Origin of the sequence: Chitinophaga costaii (genome assembly GCF_900094705.1) — a bacterium.
GTDB lineage: Bacteria > Bacteroidota > Bacteroidia > Chitinophagales > Chitinophagaceae > Chitinophaga > Chitinophaga costaii.
In genome coordinates, this window is sequence record NZ_FMAR01000001.1 from 503,868 (window position 1) to 522,129 (window position 18,262).

At 48.9% G+C, this 18,262-nt stretch carries 13 protein-coding genes; 4 read left to right on the plus strand and 9 right to left on the minus strand.

Annotated elements, in window-relative coordinates; translation table 11 throughout:
• Nucleotides 1-50 precede the first annotated feature (50 nt).
• On the minus strand, nucleotides 51-917 hold the full coding sequence (locus GA0116948_RS01810; RefSeq protein ID WP_089708921.1) for a UbiA-like polyprenyltransferase: 867 nt from the start codon (nucleotides 915-917) through the stop codon (nucleotides 51-53).
• A 32-nt stretch (nucleotides 918-949) separates the two neighbouring features.
• Nucleotides 950-1,483 carry an RNA methyltransferase gene (locus tag GA0116948_RS01815; RefSeq protein ID WP_089708415.1) on the minus strand — a complete coding sequence of 178 codons (534 nt, stop codon included), beginning with the start codon at nucleotides 1,481-1,483 and terminating at the stop codon, nucleotides 950-952.
• Between the two features lie 154 nt (nucleotides 1,484-1,637).
• Here GA0116948_RS01815 and mutS point away from each other — a divergent pair, with 154 nt between their 5' ends.
• Entirely contained in the window at nucleotides 1,638-4,244 is a 2,607-nt protein-coding gene (gene mutS, locus GA0116948_RS01820; RefSeq protein ID WP_089708923.1) for a DNA mismatch repair protein MutS, read from the plus strand.
• A 7-nt stretch (nucleotides 4,245-4,251) separates the two neighbouring features.
• Here the strand turns inward: mutS and GA0116948_RS21175 are convergent, their stop codons facing one another.
• Entirely contained in the window at nucleotides 4,252-4,398 is a 147-nt protein-coding gene (locus GA0116948_RS21175) for a hypothetical protein (RefSeq protein WP_165798315.1), read from the minus strand.
• A 485-nt stretch (nucleotides 4,399-4,883) separates the two neighbouring features.
• Nucleotides 4,884-5,372 carry a DUF6702 family protein gene (locus GA0116948_RS01825; RefSeq protein WP_089708417.1) on the minus strand — a complete coding sequence of 163 codons (489 nt, stop codon included), beginning with the start codon at nucleotides 5,370-5,372 and terminating at the stop codon, nucleotides 4,884-4,886.
• 69 nt (nucleotides 5,373-5,441) lie between these two features.
• Here GA0116948_RS01825 and GA0116948_RS01830 point away from each other — a divergent pair, with 69 nt between their 5' ends.
• From GA0116948_RS01830 to GA0116948_RS01840, 3 genes are all read left to right on the plus strand, one after another.
• Nucleotides 5,442-6,101 (plus strand): HupE/UreJ family protein, encoded by a 660-nt coding sequence (locus GA0116948_RS01830; RefSeq protein WP_089708419.1) that lies wholly within the window; start codon nucleotides 5,442-5,444, stop codon nucleotides 6,099-6,101.
• Between the two features lie 62 nt (nucleotides 6,102-6,163).
• Nucleotides 6,164-8,503, plus strand: a complete 2,340-nt coding sequence (locus GA0116948_RS01835) for a M1 family metallopeptidase (RefSeq protein ID WP_089708420.1) — start codon at nucleotides 6,164-6,166, stop codon at nucleotides 8,501-8,503.
• 139 nt (nucleotides 8,504-8,642) lie between these two features.
• Nucleotides 8,643-9,464 carry an alpha/beta hydrolase gene (locus tag GA0116948_RS01840; RefSeq protein ID WP_089708422.1) on the plus strand — a complete coding sequence of 274 codons (822 nt, stop codon included), beginning with the start codon at nucleotides 8,643-8,645 and terminating at the stop codon, nucleotides 9,462-9,464.
• A 186-nt stretch (nucleotides 9,465-9,650) separates the two neighbouring features.
• Here GA0116948_RS01840 and GA0116948_RS01845 read toward each other — a convergent pair whose 3' ends face one another.
• From GA0116948_RS01845 to GA0116948_RS01865, 5 genes are all read right to left on the minus strand, one after another.
• The gene (locus GA0116948_RS01845) at nucleotides 9,651-11,276 is read right to left on the minus strand and encodes a RagB/SusD family nutrient uptake outer membrane protein (RefSeq protein WP_089708425.1); all 1,626 of its coding nucleotides are present in this window, start codon (nucleotides 11,274-11,276) and stop codon (nucleotides 9,651-9,653) included.
• Between the two features lie 22 nt (nucleotides 11,277-11,298).
• Complete coding sequence (locus tag GA0116948_RS01850; protein WP_089708427.1) at nucleotides 11,299-14,667, minus strand: SusC/RagA family TonB-linked outer membrane protein; 3,369 nt, start codon at nucleotides 14,665-14,667, stop codon at nucleotides 11,299-11,301.
• A 455-nt stretch (nucleotides 14,668-15,122) separates the two neighbouring features.
• The gene (locus GA0116948_RS01855) at nucleotides 15,123-16,133 is read right to left on the minus strand and encodes a FecR family protein (protein ID WP_089708429.1); all 1,011 of its coding nucleotides are present in this window, start codon (nucleotides 16,131-16,133) and stop codon (nucleotides 15,123-15,125) included.
• A 78-nt stretch (nucleotides 16,134-16,211) separates the two neighbouring features.
• Nucleotides 16,212-16,799 carry an RNA polymerase sigma factor gene (locus GA0116948_RS01860; RefSeq protein WP_089708431.1) on the minus strand — a complete coding sequence of 196 codons (588 nt, stop codon included), beginning with the start codon at nucleotides 16,797-16,799 and terminating at the stop codon, nucleotides 16,212-16,214.
• A gap of 303 nt (nucleotides 16,800-17,102) precedes the next feature.
• On the minus strand, nucleotides 17,103-17,978 hold the full coding sequence (locus tag GA0116948_RS01865; protein WP_089708433.1) for an AraC family transcriptional regulator: 876 nt from the start codon (nucleotides 17,976-17,978) through the stop codon (nucleotides 17,103-17,105).
• Nucleotides 17,979-18,262: the final 284 nt, after the last annotated feature.

The following is an 18,262-nucleotide window of genomic DNA, read 5'->3' on the forward strand; positions in this document are numbered from 1 at the left end:
ATTCACGGCCTGTTTAGCAGGCAGTATGATGGTAAGCGGTTATGCCACTGCTATCTGAAAATAAAGAGATCTGCGATGGTAAATACGGCAAATACCACGCTGGCAATACCGTTGGTCGTCATAAAGGCCAGATCTACTTTGCTCAGGTCATTGGGTTTTACGAGGGCATGCTGGTAAATGAGCATGCCGATATACACGGCGGCGCCTATCCAGAATATCCAGTGCAGGCCGGCTATCAGGCCCAGGCTAATTACCAGGGCGGCAGCCACCACGTGCAGCAGTTCAGAAAAACGAAGGCCACCGGCTTTGCCCAGCCAGGCGGGAATAGAGTTGAGTTGCTGGGCGCGGTCAAAATCTTCGTCCTGCAGGGCATAAATAATATCGAACCCCGATACCCAGAACAATACGATGCAGCTCAGTAGCACCGGCAACAGGGCAAAATGCCCGGTCACGGCCAGATAAGCCCCAATAGGCGCCAGCGACAGGCCAAGGCCCAGCACCAGGTGGCAAAGCGGGGTGAATCGCTTGGTATAACTATACCCTAACACTACCAGCAATGCCACCGGTGATAACAGGAAACAGAGCAGGTTAATGAACCAGGTGGTGAGTATAAAAAGGCCGCTGTTGATGATCACAAACAGCAGTGCATTTTTTGGGGGAATAACACCGGCTGGTATCTCGCGGCGGGCGGTGCGGGGATTGCGGCCATCAAATTCGGCATCCAGCCAGCGATTGAAGGCCATGGCAGCGCTGCGCGCAAACACCATGCACAACACCACTTCCAGCAGCAGCATCCAGGAAAAATGCGCATCCGGTTGCAAAGTGGCCAGGAAAAAGCCGATCAGTGCAAAGGGCATGGCAAAGATGGTGTGACTGAACTTTACGAGCGACAGGTATTTGTTGATGGTTCGGATCATAAAAAATAAGCTTTTAGCAATCTCAAGTCTTTCTAAAGTGAATGTTTCCATTTGGTGAAAATATCCCATACCACAATACCGGTACTCACGGAAATGTTGAGGGAATGTTTCATGCCCAGTTGCGGTATTTCCAGGCAGCCGTTCACCACGGCCATCACGCTGGCTTCTACCCCACTTACTTCGTTGCCAAACACCAGTGCGAGGGGCTGCGCGCCCGGCTGGAAGGCATCCAGCATGATGCTGCCGGCGGCCTGCTCTACGGCCAGTACCTGGTAGCCCTGCGACTGCAATTGCTGTACGGCCTCCAGGGTGGTGGGAAAATATTCCCAGGCCACAGTATCCGTAGCGCCCAGGGCGGTTTTGTGGATATCGCGGTGGGGTGGCACCGGGGTGTAGCCACACAGGGCTATGCCTTGCAATAAAAAGGCATCTGCCGTGCGGAACACAGACCCTACGTTATGCATGCTGCGGATATTATCCAACACGAGTACAAGGGGCGTTTTATCGGCTGTTTTAAACTCACTGACCGACTTGCGGCCCAGTTCTTCCATACTCAATTTGCGCATAAGAGGGCAAAGGTACGCAATTGTACAATGTACCCATACCGTACAGCCAGGCCCCGGGGTGCTGCACACTATGAAAATGCCCCGGCAGGCAGGAGCCGGCACCCGATCACCAATGCCTGGCATTTTGTACAAATTCCCGCCCTATATTTGCGCCATGGCAAAAACCAAAAGCGAAGAAACCCCGCTTATGCAGCAGCACAAGGCGATCAAAACCCGGTACCCCGACGCCGTACTGCTTTTCAGGGTGGGCGATTTCTATGAAACATTTAATGAAGACGCCATTATTACCGCCAAAGTGCTGGGCATCACCCTCACCAAGCGGGCCAACGGGTCGGCTACTTATGTAGACCTGGCCGGCTTTCCCTATCATGCCCTCGATACTTATCTCCATAAGCTGGTGAAGGCGGGCTACCGCGTGGCCGTGTGCGACCAACTGGAAGATCCAAAGATGGTAAAAGGCATTGTAAAACGCGGCGTTACCGAAATGATAACGCCTGGGGTAGCGGTCAATGATAAACTGCTGGAAAACGGGTCCAATAATTTCCTGGCCGCCGTGCATTTTGGCAATGGCATGACCGGGGTGGCCTTCCTGGATATTTCTACCGGCGAATTTTTTATTGCCCAGGGCAACCTGGAATATGTAGACAAACTATTACAAAGTTTCCGCCCGGCGGAGGTGGTATTTGCCAAACAACAGCAGAAAAATTTCCGCCAGGTATTCGGCCATAAATTTTACACCTACACCCTGGAGGAATGGATATTTACCCACACCTATGCCGATGAGGTGATCCGCAAACATTTTGCCACCCACTCGCTCAAAGGCTTTGGCATAGAAGGGCTGAACGAAGGAATTATTGCCGCCGGCGCCGCCCTGCACTATCTGCGCGATACAGAACATCCCCACCTGCAACATATTACTTCCATCCAGCGCATTAACCAGGAAGATTTTCTCTGGATGGACCGCTTTACAGTGCGCAACCTGGAACTGCTGCAAAGCAGCGTGGAAAACGGACAAACCCTGCTAAAAGTACTGGACAATACCGCCTCCCCCATGGGCGCCCGCCTGCTGAAACGCTGGATAGCCTTTCCACTGCGCCAGCAAGCCGCTATTGAGGAAAGGCTGGATGCGGTGGCGTTTTTAATTAAAGAAGCAGACCTGGGCAAAGCCCTGCACCATCATTTAAAACAACTGGGCGACCTGGAAAGGCTGGTGTCTAAAATACCGCTGAAGAAAATAAATCCCCGCGAAGTAATGCAACTGGCCCGTGGCCTGGAGCAGGTAAAGGCCATACAGGAATTAATGGGCGGCGTGGAAAACGCTTACCTGCAACGACTATACGAAAAGCTGGATTGCTGCCCCCCCATGCTGGAAAAAATAATACAGGAGCTTCAGGAAAACCCGCCGGTGCAAACCCACAAGGGCGACGTGATCCGGGCCGGGGTACATGCCGAACTGGACGCCCTGCGCAAGATAGCCCACAGTGGAAAATCTTACCTGCTGCAAATACAACAACAGGAATCAGAAATAACCGGCATTCCCTCGCTGAAGGTTGCGTTCAATAACGTTTTTGGCTACTACCTGGAAGTAACCAACACCCACAAAAACAAAGTACCCGCCTCCTGGATCCGCAAGCAAACCCTGGCCAATGCAGAACGCTACATTACTCCGGAACTGAAGGAGTATGAAGAGAAGATTGTAGGCGCTGAAGAAAAAATACTTACCCTGGAACAGCAGTTGTTCGACGCCCTGTTGCAAACTTTACAGGATTACATTGCGCCCATCCAGCAAAATGCGCAGCTACTGGCGCGGCTAGACTGCCTGCTGTGTTTTGCACACAATGCTGTACAGTATAAATACCACCGCCCTACCCTCTCCGACGATTATGTGCTGGACATTAAAGAAGGCCGCCACCCAGTGATTGAACGGGGCCTGCCGCCAGGTGAGTCTTATGTGGCCAATGACATACTGCTGGACAAAGACACGCAGCAGATCATTATTCTCACGGGACCCAACATGAGTGGTAAATCTGCTTTGTTGCGGCAAACGGCCATTATCACCCTCATGGCGCACATGGGTAGTTTTGTGCCGGCCACTACGGCCCACATTGGCCTCACCGATAAAATATTTACCCGCGTAGGTGCATCGGATAACCTGAGCGGGGGCGAATCTACCTTCATGGTGGAGATGAACGAAACGGCCAGCATTATCAACAATATCAGCCCACGCAGCCTGGTGATACTGGATGAAATAGGCCGTGGTACCAGCACCTATGATGGCATTTCCATCGCCTGGAGCATCGTGGAGTACCTGCATGATATGACAGCCCACCATCCCAAAACACTGTTTGCCACCCACTACCATGAGTTGAATGAACTGGAGAATAAACTGGATCGGGTGAAGAACTATCATATTACCAATATGGAAAGTGGCAATAAGGTGATCTTCCTGCGCAAACTGGCGCGGGGCGGCAGCCGGCACAGCTTTGGTATTCACGTGGCCCGGATGGCGGGCATGCCGCCCCAGCTACTGGAGCGGGCCAACGAGGTGCTGGCACAACTGGAGGAAAAACATATAGAAGCGCCCTTGCAGCAAAACATTAAAAAGGTGGCAGAGAAAAGCACCCGCCTGCAGTTAAATATTTTTGATGCCCACAGCGATACTTTCCGCGACATCCGGGAGAAGCTGGAAACGGTAGACATTAACCGCCTTACCCCGGTGGAAGCGCTGATGAAACTCAATGAGATCAAGGGGATGTTATAGTATGGGGTTATTTCAGTTTAGAAAGGCGTAGGTACATGGTGTCATAAATCCCCTTGGGTTGCTGTAATAACATTTCCCAGGTCATCTGTTTTTTATCCTGTTCCCGGATGGTAATCTGCGCTGTGCGTTCCGTGCCTTGCTCATCGTTCAACATTACTGTTATTTTTTTAGCGTCCTATTGCATATTGCCGGTCAATGCGCGTTGCGATTCCAGCACATAATTCTCTTCGTCAAATGCTAACGGCACGGGACGTACGCAATAAAGCACAAAAAAAGCCGCAGTAAAAATACTGCGGCCGTTCTCATTTACATAGTTTCCGTTTATAAAAAAATTGCGAGGAAATAACAAAATCGATTTAGCTGTACTAACTTAGGTAATTTATCTGGAATATCCCAACCCCATTCTGCAGTTATTGCTAAATCGATTTGGTTAAGGATTAAAACATATATGTATTAATTATAATACGTATTATACCACCCGGTGAAGAAGCCCGGCAACAGGGCAACAGCGGTTATACAGAGCTGGAATAACCCGTAAAAAAACAGCCGGAAAATAATTGTTATCTTTTTTAAAACGCCTGTTGAAGATGTCGCTGGGGAAGGCGCCTGGCTGGTATACACGAGGTAAGGAAAGCGCTGCTAGAAACTAAATGAGGCCGCCGCTGCGGGGTTATCCAGCTTGGTACTCTTGCGCTCACCGCCTACTATTACATGAATCATGTTGATCTGTTCCGCATGTTCGTTATACAGGATATCATCCTTTACCTGCACCTGTTTGGCAGCCGGTACAGCTTCGGCTACGAGGTAGCACCACGCAGCTTCTTCTTCTATCTGGTAGCCAAGATACTTTACCACTACCGTTTTACCATCTACGCTGATGAGGAGGTGCTTGCCCAGGTAGTCTGCCACCAGGGCATCTACCGATTTCCTGTTTGCCGGGTGCAGGATATCTACCGGGGTTTTATAGTGGGTCTTTAACGCGTTTTCCAGGTCGTCGTAAAAGATGCGGCAACTTACTTGCAGCTCTTTTTTTGCGGCATCGTGTTTAATTTCCGTAACACTTACAAAGAAAGGATGGAACAGGGAAAACCAGGCCGGCATGAACCATTTACATAATAATAGTCCCATTGAACTTGAAAAATTTGAATTATTACGGCAAACTTTTTATCATTACAAAACTAGACAATTATAGGGGTAATGCAGGACTTTGGGTTGTATTTTGAAATGGGGTGGCAGCATATCCTCGATTGGAATGGCTACGATCATATTCTTTTTGTAGTGGCTTTATGTGCCCTGTTCTTGTTACAGGATTGGAAAAAAATACTGGTACTCGTTACGGCTTTTACCATTGGGCATTCTATCACCCTTGCACTGAGTGTATTACACTATTTACACATCAACCGAAATTTGATTGAGTTCCTGATACCGGTTACTATTGTGGTTACTGCTTTTGCCAATATTATCCGGCTGCCCGCTACCAAAGAACGTGGCAAGGCCGTTTTCTCTTATAGTACGGGGCGGCTTAAAATACAGCCCGCTGCCTTAAAAGGCCGGGTGCAGTTGAATTATTATTTCGCTCTTTTTTTCGGCCTGCTGCATGGGCTTGGGTTTTCCACCTACCTTAAAAGCATGCTGGGTGCGCAGACTAACATTGTGCTGCCCTTGCTGTCGTTTAACCTGGGATTGGAAGTTGGCCAGCTTGTAATTGTGGGGGGAGTGCTGCTATGCTCCACCCTCGTAACAGGTGTATTCCAGGTATCGCGGCGCGACTGGAGTTTTTTCCTATCGTCCGCCATTTTCGGGATAGCCCTGCTAATGATGATCACCCGCGCCCATACACTGCTCACCGGCCACTAGATCAATTATCTTTTAATGCGCTGCTATCGTAGCATACCAACCTCTAAATACAACAAACGCTTATGACAAAAAGAACGCTATGCCTTGCTTTGGGGATCAGCGCAGCTACATGGGCCCAGGCACAGGATATTATGAACAATCCTGGTGCTAACCACGGCAACCGTTTCGAACAGTTAGGCACCATCCTGCCCGATCCCAATGGTTACCGCAGCGCCTCCGGTGCGCCTGGACCACAGTACTGGCAGCAACGCGCCGACTACGACATCTCCGCTACCCTGGACGATATTCACCAGAAAATAACGGGTGCCGAAACGGTCACTTATTACAACAATTCGCCCGACCCACTCTCCTATCTGTGGCTACAGCTTGATGAAAATGAACACCGGCCCAGCAGTGATAACAACAGTTTCGACGGCAGTAAAATGTCCGATAAAATGAGCCTGCGTGCCGTGAATGGCCTGGTAGGCCATGATGGCCCGGTACTGGGCGATAGTATCTTGTCTATTACTGATGCGGCGGGCAACAAACTGCCTTACACCATCAACCAAACGATGATGCGTGTAGACCTCCCGAAAGCGCTGGCGCCTGGTGCCAAAATTGTGTTCAAGGTGAATTGGTTTTATAATATTTCCAACCGTATGGTAGAAGGGGGCCGCGGTGGCTATGAATATTTTAAAGAGGATGGCAACTACCTCTATACCATTACGCAGTGGTATCCCCGCATGGCGGTGTACAGCGATTTTCAGGGCTGGCAAAACAAACAATTTACCGGCCGTGGTGAGTTTGCCCTGGCTTTTGGTAATTTTAAAGTACACATGACCGTACCCGCCGATCACATAGTAGGCGGTACCGGCGAGTGCCAGAATTATAAGGAGGTGCTTAGCCCCGCGCAGTTTCAGCGCTGGCAGCAAGCGCAAAGCAGCAAATCCCCCGTGGAGATCGTAACGCTGGATGAGGTGAAGAAAGCCATGCAAAGCAAGGCTTCCGCCACCAAAACTTATGTGTTTGAGGCGCATAATGTGCGCGACTTTGCCTGGGTATCTTCCCGCCGCATTGTGTGGGACGCCATGGCGGCCAATGTAGAAGGCAAACACGTAATGGCCATGTCTTACTACGGACCGGAAGCCTACCCGCTATACAGCCGCTATTCTACCAAGGTGGTGGCACATACCATTAAAAGTTATAGCAAACATACCATTGCCTATCCCTACCCGGTGGCTATTTCCGTAGAAGCCTCCAACGGGATGGAATACCCGATGATCTGCTTTAACTATGGCCGTGCGGAGAAAGACGGCACGTATTCCGAAGCGGTGAAAAACGGCATGATCGGCGTGATCATCCACGAAGTAGGCCACAACTTTTTCCCCATGATTGTAAACTCCGACGAGCGCCAGTGGACGTGGATGGACGAAGGGCTGAACACCTTCTGCCAGTTCATGGCCGAGCAGGAATGGGATAAGAACTATCCCAGCAGCCGCGGACCCGCACACAAGATTGTGGACTACATGAAGCTGCCCAAAGACCAGTTGGAACCAATCATGACCAATTCTGAAAACATCATTGGTTTTGGACCCAATGCTTACGCCAAGCCCGCCACAGGCCTCAATATTTTGCGTGAAACCATTATGGGCCGAGAGCTGTTTGATTTTGCATTTAAGACCTATGCACAACGCTGGGCCTTTAAGCATCCTACTCCTTCCGATTTCTTCCGCACCATGGAGGATGCCTCTGCTGTAGACCTGGATTGGTTTTGGAGAGGATGGTTTTATAGTACCGAACCGGTGGATATTTCGCTAGACAGTGTAAAACTGTACCGCATGAACACCCACAATCCAGAGATTGAAAACAAACTACAGCAAACTGCCTACAACCAAAATGCAACGCATATTGCCAATACCCGCAACCGCGCCGCAGGCGTGCCTTTCACGGTAGACCAGGACACTGCCTTGCAGGACTTTTACAGCAAATACGACCGCTTTGAAGTAAGCAGCCAGGACAAAGCCGCCTACAAACAGTTTTATGATAATCTTTCGCCCGAAGAAAAACGGCTGTATGACAGCAACAAAAATTTCTACGAGCTTTCGTTCACCAACAAAGGCGGTATGGTAATGCCCCTGATCATTGAATGGACGTATGCCGATGGCAGCAAAGAAGTAGAGCGTATTTCGGCTTACATCTGGCGTAAAAACGAAAACCAGGTAAGCAAGGTGTTCGCCAAAGACAAGGCCGTGGTAGCCATCCGGCTGGATCCTTATCGCGAAACCGCAGACATCGACGAGCGCAACAACAGCTATCCGCGTACGGTAGAACCGTCCCGCTTTGAGCTGTTCCGCCAGGAGCAATTGCCGCGAGGCGCCTCCGGCGGTGGTAATCCTATGCAGCAAGCATTGAGCAAGCCTTAAGGTAAATATCATCCCAAGCGGCTGTCTTCCCGGTGAAGGCAGCCGCTTTTTTGTGTCTTAGGGACAACGGATATCCATTGTATTTTTTTAAAATTCCCCGGTTGTTGTAATTTGGAGGTCCATGCAAATTATTAGAACAATGAAAAATATATTAAGTACCCTGTTACTGTGCTTTGTACTACTAGGCGCCCATGCTGCCCGCCTGGATACCGTGCTGGTGCCAAGCGCCGCCATGCAGAAGGCTGTAAAATGCGTAGTGATTGCGCCCACTGGCACCGCTAAACTTAAAAACCTGCAAGTGATATACCTGCTAAATGGTTACAGCGGAAACCATAGCGACTATGCCAAACACATGGGCGCTTACCTAAAACAACAGGCAGACGCTCACCATTGGATTTTTGTATGTCCTGATGGTAATAATAGCTGGTACTGGGATAGCCCCATAGATCGCAGCTTCCGCTACGAAACCTTTATCAGTGATGAACTACCGGCTTATGTAGACGCGCATTATCACACCCTGGCCAACCGGAGTGGCCGCGCCATTGCCGGCCTTAGCATGGGCGGGCATGGGGCTTTATTTAACGCCATCCGCCACCCCAACGTGTTTGGCGCTGTAGGGAGTATGAGCGGCGGGGTAGATTTCCGGCCATTCCCGGCCAACTGGGACATTGCTAAACGCCTGGGGGCGCTGGATACCGCTACGCATAACTGGGACGCCTATACGGTACAGGAACAGGTATCCCAATTAAAAAATGGGGAACTGGCCATTATCTTCGATTGTGGGGTGAAGGATTTCTTCCACACGGTAAACCATAACCTGCACGAGCGATTGCTGGCCCTGGGCATTGACCATGATTATATAGAACGCCCCGGGGAACATAACTGGGACTACTGGAATAATTCAATTTCATTTCAACTCCTCTTTTTTCAGCATTATTTCGACAAGGCCAGCAAGCCATAACGCAGCTTACCATACCTTTTTTCAAAAAGTTCTGCCAGCACCCGGCAGGACTTTAATTAGGATGGTAAGCTATTGTAAAAATTTTCATAGATGTACTTTTATTTCAGACCCTCTGTAACAAAATAGTCCCGCCATGAAGGCAGGACTATTTTGTTTTGAGTATGCTAACAGCGAAAGGTGAAAGACCTATTGCTTATCCCACCAAAGGCGGGTACCACCATTGTCAGGGCCACCCAGCAGGGTTACAGCCTTGGCTACCTCTGCCGCGTTGAGGTTCTTCTCATCGGTGGTAAAATTAATGCGGCGTATCTGGATTTCGCTGCTGATGGTGCCACCACTCAGGTTATGCACCACGGGAAACAATTTGGGGTAGCCGGTGCGGCGGTATTCAGACCAGGCTTCTTGTCCTTCGGGGAACATGGCAATCCATTTCTGGGTGATGATGCGTTCCAGTTTTGTTTCGAAAGGGGCGGCATCATCCCATTTTATCGTAAGGGTGCCCATGGCGTCTATATTATTTTCTGCGTTTTTTGGATCAACGTATTTAATGGGTTTGCTCACGTTATCTGAAATATAAGCAGGCGCTTTATCGCCGACGTCCCATTGCAGGAAGGAAGTAGTAATCCCTTTTTCATACAGCTCCTCCGGCGTACCACCTGCGTTAGCATAATTGCGCAAGGCAGCTTCTGCACGCAGGAACCATACTTCTGCCGAAGTCATGAGCTGTAGTGGTGTCTGGGCATCCGTAAAAGTAGCCGTGGCAGAATAAGCCAATGTGGAGAAACCGGTATAACCCGGCTTGGCACTAACGTTACTACCTATACGAATACCCTTAAATTGTCCGGCAAAACTATTATCAGTAGCCGGGTCAAAATACACGCTGATGCGGGGATCTTTATACCCTACCAGGTAAGATTCCATACTGGCGCTCATACTGATATCCGTCCATGCAGCTGTGATCGTGTACAACGGATGTTTAATGCCAAAGCCGCTTACTTCCACGTCTTCTTTCACCGTTTCCATCAGACCACCGGCACCAGGGTCCAGGGCCTTTTCGGCTTCGCTTTTAGAGAGTGCAGGTTCTGCCTTCACGATACGCATGGCCAGGCGAAGACGCAGGCTGTTGGCAAACTTCAGCCATTTAGTATAATCGCCGGCATATACCATATCAAATTTAGCGAAGGGTTTCTTACCGGGATATTTATCGATGTAAGCCTTCAGGTTTGTGACGGCTGTATCCAGCTCCAGGAAGAAGCGATGGTACACCGTCTGTTGGTCGTCGTACACAGATTTTGTTGCGTCTTCGCCATAGTGAGAGTACGGTATAGGTCCGTAAATATCCGTAACGCGGTGCATTGCTTCCACTTTCAGGATAAGCGCCACTGCCCAGAAATCGGGGGCGTCGGTGCGGGCGCCCTGCCGGGCCACATAAGCCACCGGCGACATTACGTTGGCATAGGCCAGGCTAAAGGGATAACCGTTCCAGCCGTCTACCAGTGAGTAGTTCAGGTTACTGATATTGCCGCGAAAGGGGTCTGGGCTCATCATGTAGCCTGAGTACACGTCGGCAATGAGGTTTTGCTGCAATTGGTACTCCCAGGTGGTATTATTGTAATTATAGTAAATAGAAGATTGAATTTGCGGGAAGGCTGCCCCGATGTATTGGAAGTCGGGGTTTAGCTGGTCAGGGGTAAGGTTGGTATTGGTGGTGTTGTACGTCCCAAAGTTTTTCGTACAGGCTTGCAGGCTTAGCACCGCGGCCACACCGGCTATCCAGGCAAAAGGTTTGCGAAAAATATAATTGATCTTCATAATTGCGGATTGATAAGTTTACTTAAAATGACACGTTCAAGCTGGCGCCAAAACTGCGCATGGCCGGTAAGCTAAAGGCGTCTACACCAGACAGCCCATTGCCGGTAGACATGGTGATCTCCGGATCGTAAGGCGCTTTTTTATAGAAGTAGATCAGGTTCTTTCCGATCAGCGAGATCTTGATATTTTTGATAACCCCATTGCCCAATGCGCTGCCCGGAATCACATATCCAATGGCTGCTTCGCGCAGGCGCACTACAGAGGCGCTGTACATGTATTCACCACTCACACCATCGCGTCCGCCTATTGTGGTATACCAGGTTTTGGCATCGATAGTTGTTACGTCTTTGCCAGTGGGGTCTACCGCTTTCACTTTTACTCCACCTGCATTCCTTGCATCTGCGGTAACCTGCGATACACCATATTTGTCCAGTACGCCCTGCGTGGTAGACATTACCTGTCCGCCAAATTTGCCATCTACCAGGAAGTTTACGGTGAACTTATGGATCACGAAGCTATTGTTCCATCCGGCCTGCCACTTGGGGTTAGGATTGCCCACCAGCCGCAGGTCTGCGCTCACCGTAGGTTTGCCATCGCCGTCCAGGATCACCCGGTTTTGATCGTCTTTCAGCAGGATTTTCCCGTAAGTGTCGCCATAAGCGCCGCCCAGGGTGAGATAGGAACCATAGGTATTAGAATTGGTTAACTGGAATAGGGGTTGGTCTGGAGCCAGTTCCAATACCTTGTTTTTATTCTGCGAGTAATTGATGGTGGTGTTCCAAGTAAAATTTTTCGTGGCCACCAGGTTATAACCTACCAATACTTCTATGCCCTGGTTCTGGATATTGCCGGCGTTGATGTAACGGTATGGATATTCAGAACCCACCGCAGGTACGGCAAAATACTGGTTGATGGTATTGGTCTTATAATAAGTGAAGTCTGCGGTAAGTTTATTGTCGAAGAAGTGCCACTCTGTACCAAGTTCCAGGGAACGGCTTTTTTCAGGTTTCAGCCGGGTATCTGGATCGTATTTATTTAACTGCACCTGGGTGCCGGAAGCATTGAGTGAACTCAGGGGCAGCGTTACGCCATAAGGTACTGTGTTGCCCACCACGGCGTAGCTGCCACGTATCTTGGCGTAGTCGATCGCTTTGGGAAAATGGACAAACTGATGTAGCAATAATGAACCACCTACAGATGGGTAGGAGTACGAACCATTGTTTGTAAAGCTCAGGTTGGAAGACCAGTCGTTGCGAAAGCTACCATCTATAAAGAAAATATCTTTAAAAGAAATATTAGCATTCACAAATACAGCCTGCAACTGAGAGTGTGCGCTGGGCACAGTCTGGAAGCTGCTGCCCGACAGCATGTTTTGCAAAATAAATACATTGGCAATGTTCAGTCCTCCTCCATAAGAGTCGGCCTTCATACCCACGGTTTGTGCATCCGTGATAGAAGTACCTGCCAGACCGGTAATTTTAATGACTTTAAAATCGTGGTTAAAGTTCAGGATAGCATCTCCATACAATTGGGTGGTGGTAAGGTTGCTGGTAATATAACGTCCGTTGCCACTGGGTTCCAGCACAGGGTGTGTACCTGCATAGATCTCGCCATCGTACACATCGGAGGTGCGATCCATATTGCCCCGCAATTGGAGCGACAGCGATTTGCTGAACTCATATTTGGCGGCAGCGCTGAAAAGGGTGCGGGTTCTGCGCGCCTGGCTTTTATCGCGGTTAATGATCCAGTAAGGATTTTGCTGAATATCTTCATTGATCGGCCAATTCTGCCAATAGATCTGGCGGGAAGAGTCGAACAGTTCATAGTGCTGGCGGTAAGGTGCCAAAGAAACACCGCGGGGAAATAAATACAAACCGGTGAGCGGATTAAAGTATAAGCCGGTGCTAGGCCCATTGGTTACCTTCTGGGTAATGAGGCTGGCGCTGCCATCCAGCGTGAGCTTGTCGTTCAGAAATCGGGCCGTTTGTCGAAAGGTAACATTGTGGCGGTCCAGTTTATTTTCGGGCATAATGCCTTTGGCGTGGGTATTGGCATAAGAAAAATAGGATTGACTTTTCTCCGTGCCACCGCTCAGGTTAAACCCGTTTACCAGCGTGGCGCCTGTATTAAAAAAATCTTTTACGTTGTTGGTGGCGCCATTTATTTTAGCGCCCCAGCTATCTGTAGCCAGTGAGTCGGTACGACCATATTGGCTTTGCAGCTTGGGCAGTGTTACGGCTTTATCAAACGTAGCGCTGGAAGAAAGGTCTATGCGGGTAATGCCTGCCTTGCCTTTTTTGGTGGTGATCAGGATCACGCCATTGGCGGCCTGGCTACCGTACAAAGCCGCTGCGGAAGCGCCTTTCAGCACGGAAATGCTTTCCACATCGTCGGGATTCAGGTTGGATATACCATCGCCGCCATCCCGGCCAGGTGAGTAGTCGTTACCACTGCCATCGCCCCCCCAGTTACTGTTAGGCTGCTGCGTGCTATAGTTGGTCATAGGAATACCATCTATTACATACAGCGGCTGGTTATTGCCCTGTGCCGATTTATTACCGCGCAGGATCACCTTTACGGATCCGCCCACGCCGCTGCTGCTGCGGCTCACGGTAATGCCGGCAGCCTTGCCAGACAAGGAGTTCATCAGGTTAGCATCTTTGGCGGTAGTGAGTTCTTCGCCGCCAATGCTTTGTGTGGCGTAGGTCAGCGATTTGGCACTGCGCTTCACACCTAGCGCTGTTACCACCAGTTCGTTCAGTCCATTCACGTTGTCAGACAGGATCACGTCTACCACTTCTCCCGCTGCCACTGTTATTTCCCGGGTCTGAAAACCCACGGAGCGAAATACCAGTATGTCGCCGGCATTGGCGTCCAGGGTATAACTCCCGTCGGAGGCGGTTTGAGTGCCTTTGGTGCTGCCTTTTACCATCACCGTAACGCCGGGTAGCGTGTTGCCTTTTGCATCACGTACGGTACCTTTTATGAGCTTGTCCAGCTCCAGGTTATTGATCAGCGCTACGGTGTGGATAGGGTTTGCGTTATGCGGCCCTACTATGATTTTATTGTTCTTAATGGTAAATACAAGGCCGGTTTGTGTAGACAATGCATTGAGCACATCTTCCAGTGGCATCTTGTTACAGTTAAGGGTCACTTTTTTAGTGAGGTCCAGCCCTGTTTTGTCGTAGTGGAAATTTAGCCCGGTTTTGTTCGTCAGGTCTTCCATCACAGCTTGTAATGGTTTGTTTTTTACCTGGATGCTAACGCTGATGGTTTTCACATCCGCTTGTGCAGCCGCAGTGGCAGTTAATGGCAGTCCAGCCGGCGATAGCACTCCTATAAGGAGCGTCATGGCCATGCAGACGGGTAGTGATTTTAGATTTTTTTTCATACTGGATGTGCTTTGTTAGTAAATGAACATGATTATGGAGTAAGGTGCTGGCATGCACAAAACATTACAGGAACAAAAAAAGTAAAACAGGGTCTACTTATCCTGCGCAGCAACAGCTGCGCGCAGGCAAATAACCAGGAAGGCGAAACACAGGGCCTCCTGTTTTTTTTATGAATCACCTATACTAGTTAACGCTTATTACAGGCAATAAAAGTACAGGCGCTACACCGGCAGCACAGGTCATCTATATGGGGAGCATGTTTTTACAACATTTTACCATGCTACATTTTCATGAATGGGAATGGCTATTTTGATTTTAGTTGATGGAAAGCGTTGACTGTGTCAATGGATCAAAAAAAAGATGTCTTTTTTTATATCCTACCGCCGTTTTTTGTCTTACGCCTGCATAGAAGGCGTAGCAGGCTAACAGAAGTACCATATTTTTTATAAAAAAATCAGTTCTTGAAATATACCGTGTCGTTGCTAATGTTGTAATTGATATTTTTTGAAATGCAGATGGTTTCTATAACTTCCTGCAGGCTTTCGTCTTTGAAGAAACCCGTATAGTCCCATTCCTGCTGGCAGCTTTGATTAACAATGGTTACGCCATACCGGTTGCCGATTTCTATAGCCACTTCCTTAAAGCTGGCGTCTTTGAAGACCAGGAAGCCCTGTTTCCAACCGATGATCTCTTCTGGTTTGGTAAAGAAATTTTTCTGGCCTGCGGTAGATCTGCAATCGTAGTCCAGGCGTTCACTGGGCAGCAATACGATGGGCTGATTTAGCCGGTTGGCAGCACCATCTATCTTCACTTTGCCGGTTAGCAACGATACGGTGATATGATTTTCCTGGCGGTAAGCGCGGATATTAAAGGAAGTACCCAGGGCGGTGGTTACCAGCGATCCGGATACCACGCGGAAGGCCCGGGCGGCATCTTTGGCTACATTAAAATAAGCTTCTCCTTCTTCCAAATAAACCTCCCGTTTGTTGTCAGGAAACTTTAATGGATAGCGTATGCGGCTGGATGCGTTAACCGTTACCGTGCTGCCATCTGCCAATGCCACCTGTTCGGTGCTGCCTTTGCCGGTAGTAATAATCATGTAGCCATTTTCCACCACGCGGTTGCTATGCGCCGGTATCACTATGGGAGCGGCCGCAACTACCGCTTCCGCAGGAGATGGGGGTGCCGACTGCTTATAAAAAAATGCGAGCAGCAGCAAGCTGGCAGCCATACTGGCTACAGCGATGGTCCACACCTTCCGTACGCCATGGGTGGGTGCAGGCAATATATACTGCAACTGCATTTTTACTTCGTCTAATTGCGCTTGTAGCGGGGCTTCCTGGATTACCTGGGTGCGATGGCTGTTAATGCTGTCAAACCATTGCTCCACCACCTGCGTTTCTGCCGGCGTGCAGGCATTATCCTGGTAGCGCGCCAGTAGTGCTTTGATCTGTTCCGTATCCACTGGGTTTATTTGTCGTATTTAGGTGTCGGTAAAAAAAGGACAAAGTACCATGCTCTCCGAAAAAAGGCCTGGTACTGCTTAGTGCTGCAGGAAGTGTAGCAACAACAGCCAAAGCAGCAAATCGGTTTGTGCATATCGCTCCCGCAAAATTTTCAATGCCTTGCTGATCTGGTTTTTTACCGTTTGCTGGGAAAGATCCATGCGGGCGGCAATTTCTTCAATACTGCGATGTTCAAAACGGCTCAGCATAAACGCTTCTTTCATACGGTCTGGCAGGTGGTTAATACCTTCCAGAACCCGTTGGGCCTTTACTTTATGATCCAGCCGGTCGGAGATGAGATGCGGTTGCGTATCAAAGTGTTCTATCAGTTGTTGCAGGTAGCGGCGGTAGGTATCGTCTTTGCGATAGAGGTCTATAATCTTATGGCGTGCACATTGGTACAGGTAAGCCTTGAGTTGCTGTGTAACTTCAATGGTGGCGCGGTTTTCCCATAAATAGGTGAAGATATCCTGCAATATATCCTTACCCGCTTCGCCGGTATCCGTTTTACTACAGATGTATAGGAAAAGCGGCTGGCTATAACGGTCATAAATGGCGTTGAACGCGTGTACATTATGCTTGCGCAGCAATGCCAGTAGTTGCCGGTCATCATACTGTTGATACATGCAAGAGCGTGTTCATTATTGGTTGAAAAAAGGTACCCGGTATTACAGTGCTTTTATACATAAGCATTGCCATACCGGATTCCTAACTTTGTTATCTTTTTCTTGATACTTAAATGGAAAGGGGTTAATAATTCTTGCTTTCTGTTGCTTTTTCAAAAATACGTGAAACTCATAAAAGGCAAACGGCGCCGATCAGCTACTGACAACGGGCGACTTTGGTCATCAGGGGATGTAAAGTATAAATAATTTTACAATTTCTTAACTTTTTTTTCCGGGAACGATGCCGGAAATCCATTTTTCCGCCTATGCTTCTTTGAGCCGCAGCTCCTGTTTGTACTCCTTGGGGGTTTTGCCTACAATCTCTTTAAAGAAGCGGTTAAAGTTGGAAAGATTCTTAAACCCGCAACTGTAGGCTATTTCAGCGATACTCCAGTCTTCCTCTGTAAGCCGTTTGCAGGCATGACCAATACGCACTTCGTTCAAAAATTGTACAAATGACTTTTTAGTGCGGTTTTTAAAGAAGCGGCAAAACGACTGGGGAGAAAGGTTGGTAATGCTAGCCACATCCTGAAGGGAGATTTCACGGGAAAAATTGTTCATCACGAATTTAAACACCTCGTCTATTTTATGATTGTCCTTCGCGTTATAAGCGTGTGAATAACCGGTACTGGCCAGGAAGTAGTAATCGCGGGTCTCAGAGAGTATTTTCAAAATATGCAGCAGGCTGATAATCCGGTCTAGCCCTTCTTTTTTCGGCAGGGCCAGTATTTCGGGCTTTAGCAGGGCCTGCGTGGCCCCGGTTATTTTCATGCCACGCTGCGCACGGTGAAATAATTCGCTCATAGCCCGGGTTTCGGGCAATGCGTAAAATTTGTCCCCGAAAATATCCCGGGGGAAATAAATTACTACTGAGCGCGCCCGTAAAGCGTCGTCGCCCTGGTAATAATTTTCCTCGTTGTACCACACGTGAGGAATGTTAGGGCCCAGAAACACCATGTCGCCTACATCGAAGCTCTCAATACTATCGCCTACAATGCGTTTTCCATGGCTCTCAGTCACGTATACCAGTTCACATTCAGGATGAAAATGGAACGGGGTATTGAAATACGCATCAGCGCGTTCCACCATCGTGATTTGGTTGTCGGCAAAAGCCCCCACTTTAATGAGAATGGGTTTCATTCAGGTTACGATTTAGGCTAAAGTTAGCGATGTTAGTATGATGGTTGATTTGGGTATGTTGTAGTAATAAACACGCTCCAGCTATGCCTACCGGACGAATTTTGTCCGATGCTCTGCCAAATTATAAAAATTTGGTTAAAAAAGCACTACCTGCCAAAATAATTAAAAAAAATCTTTGCGCCTCACACAATAAGTAACAAGATAATTAAAAACCAATGGGGTACACTAGTCAGGGCATATTTATTTTTGTATCTTAGTCTTGGACGGATCGGGCTAAATCGATT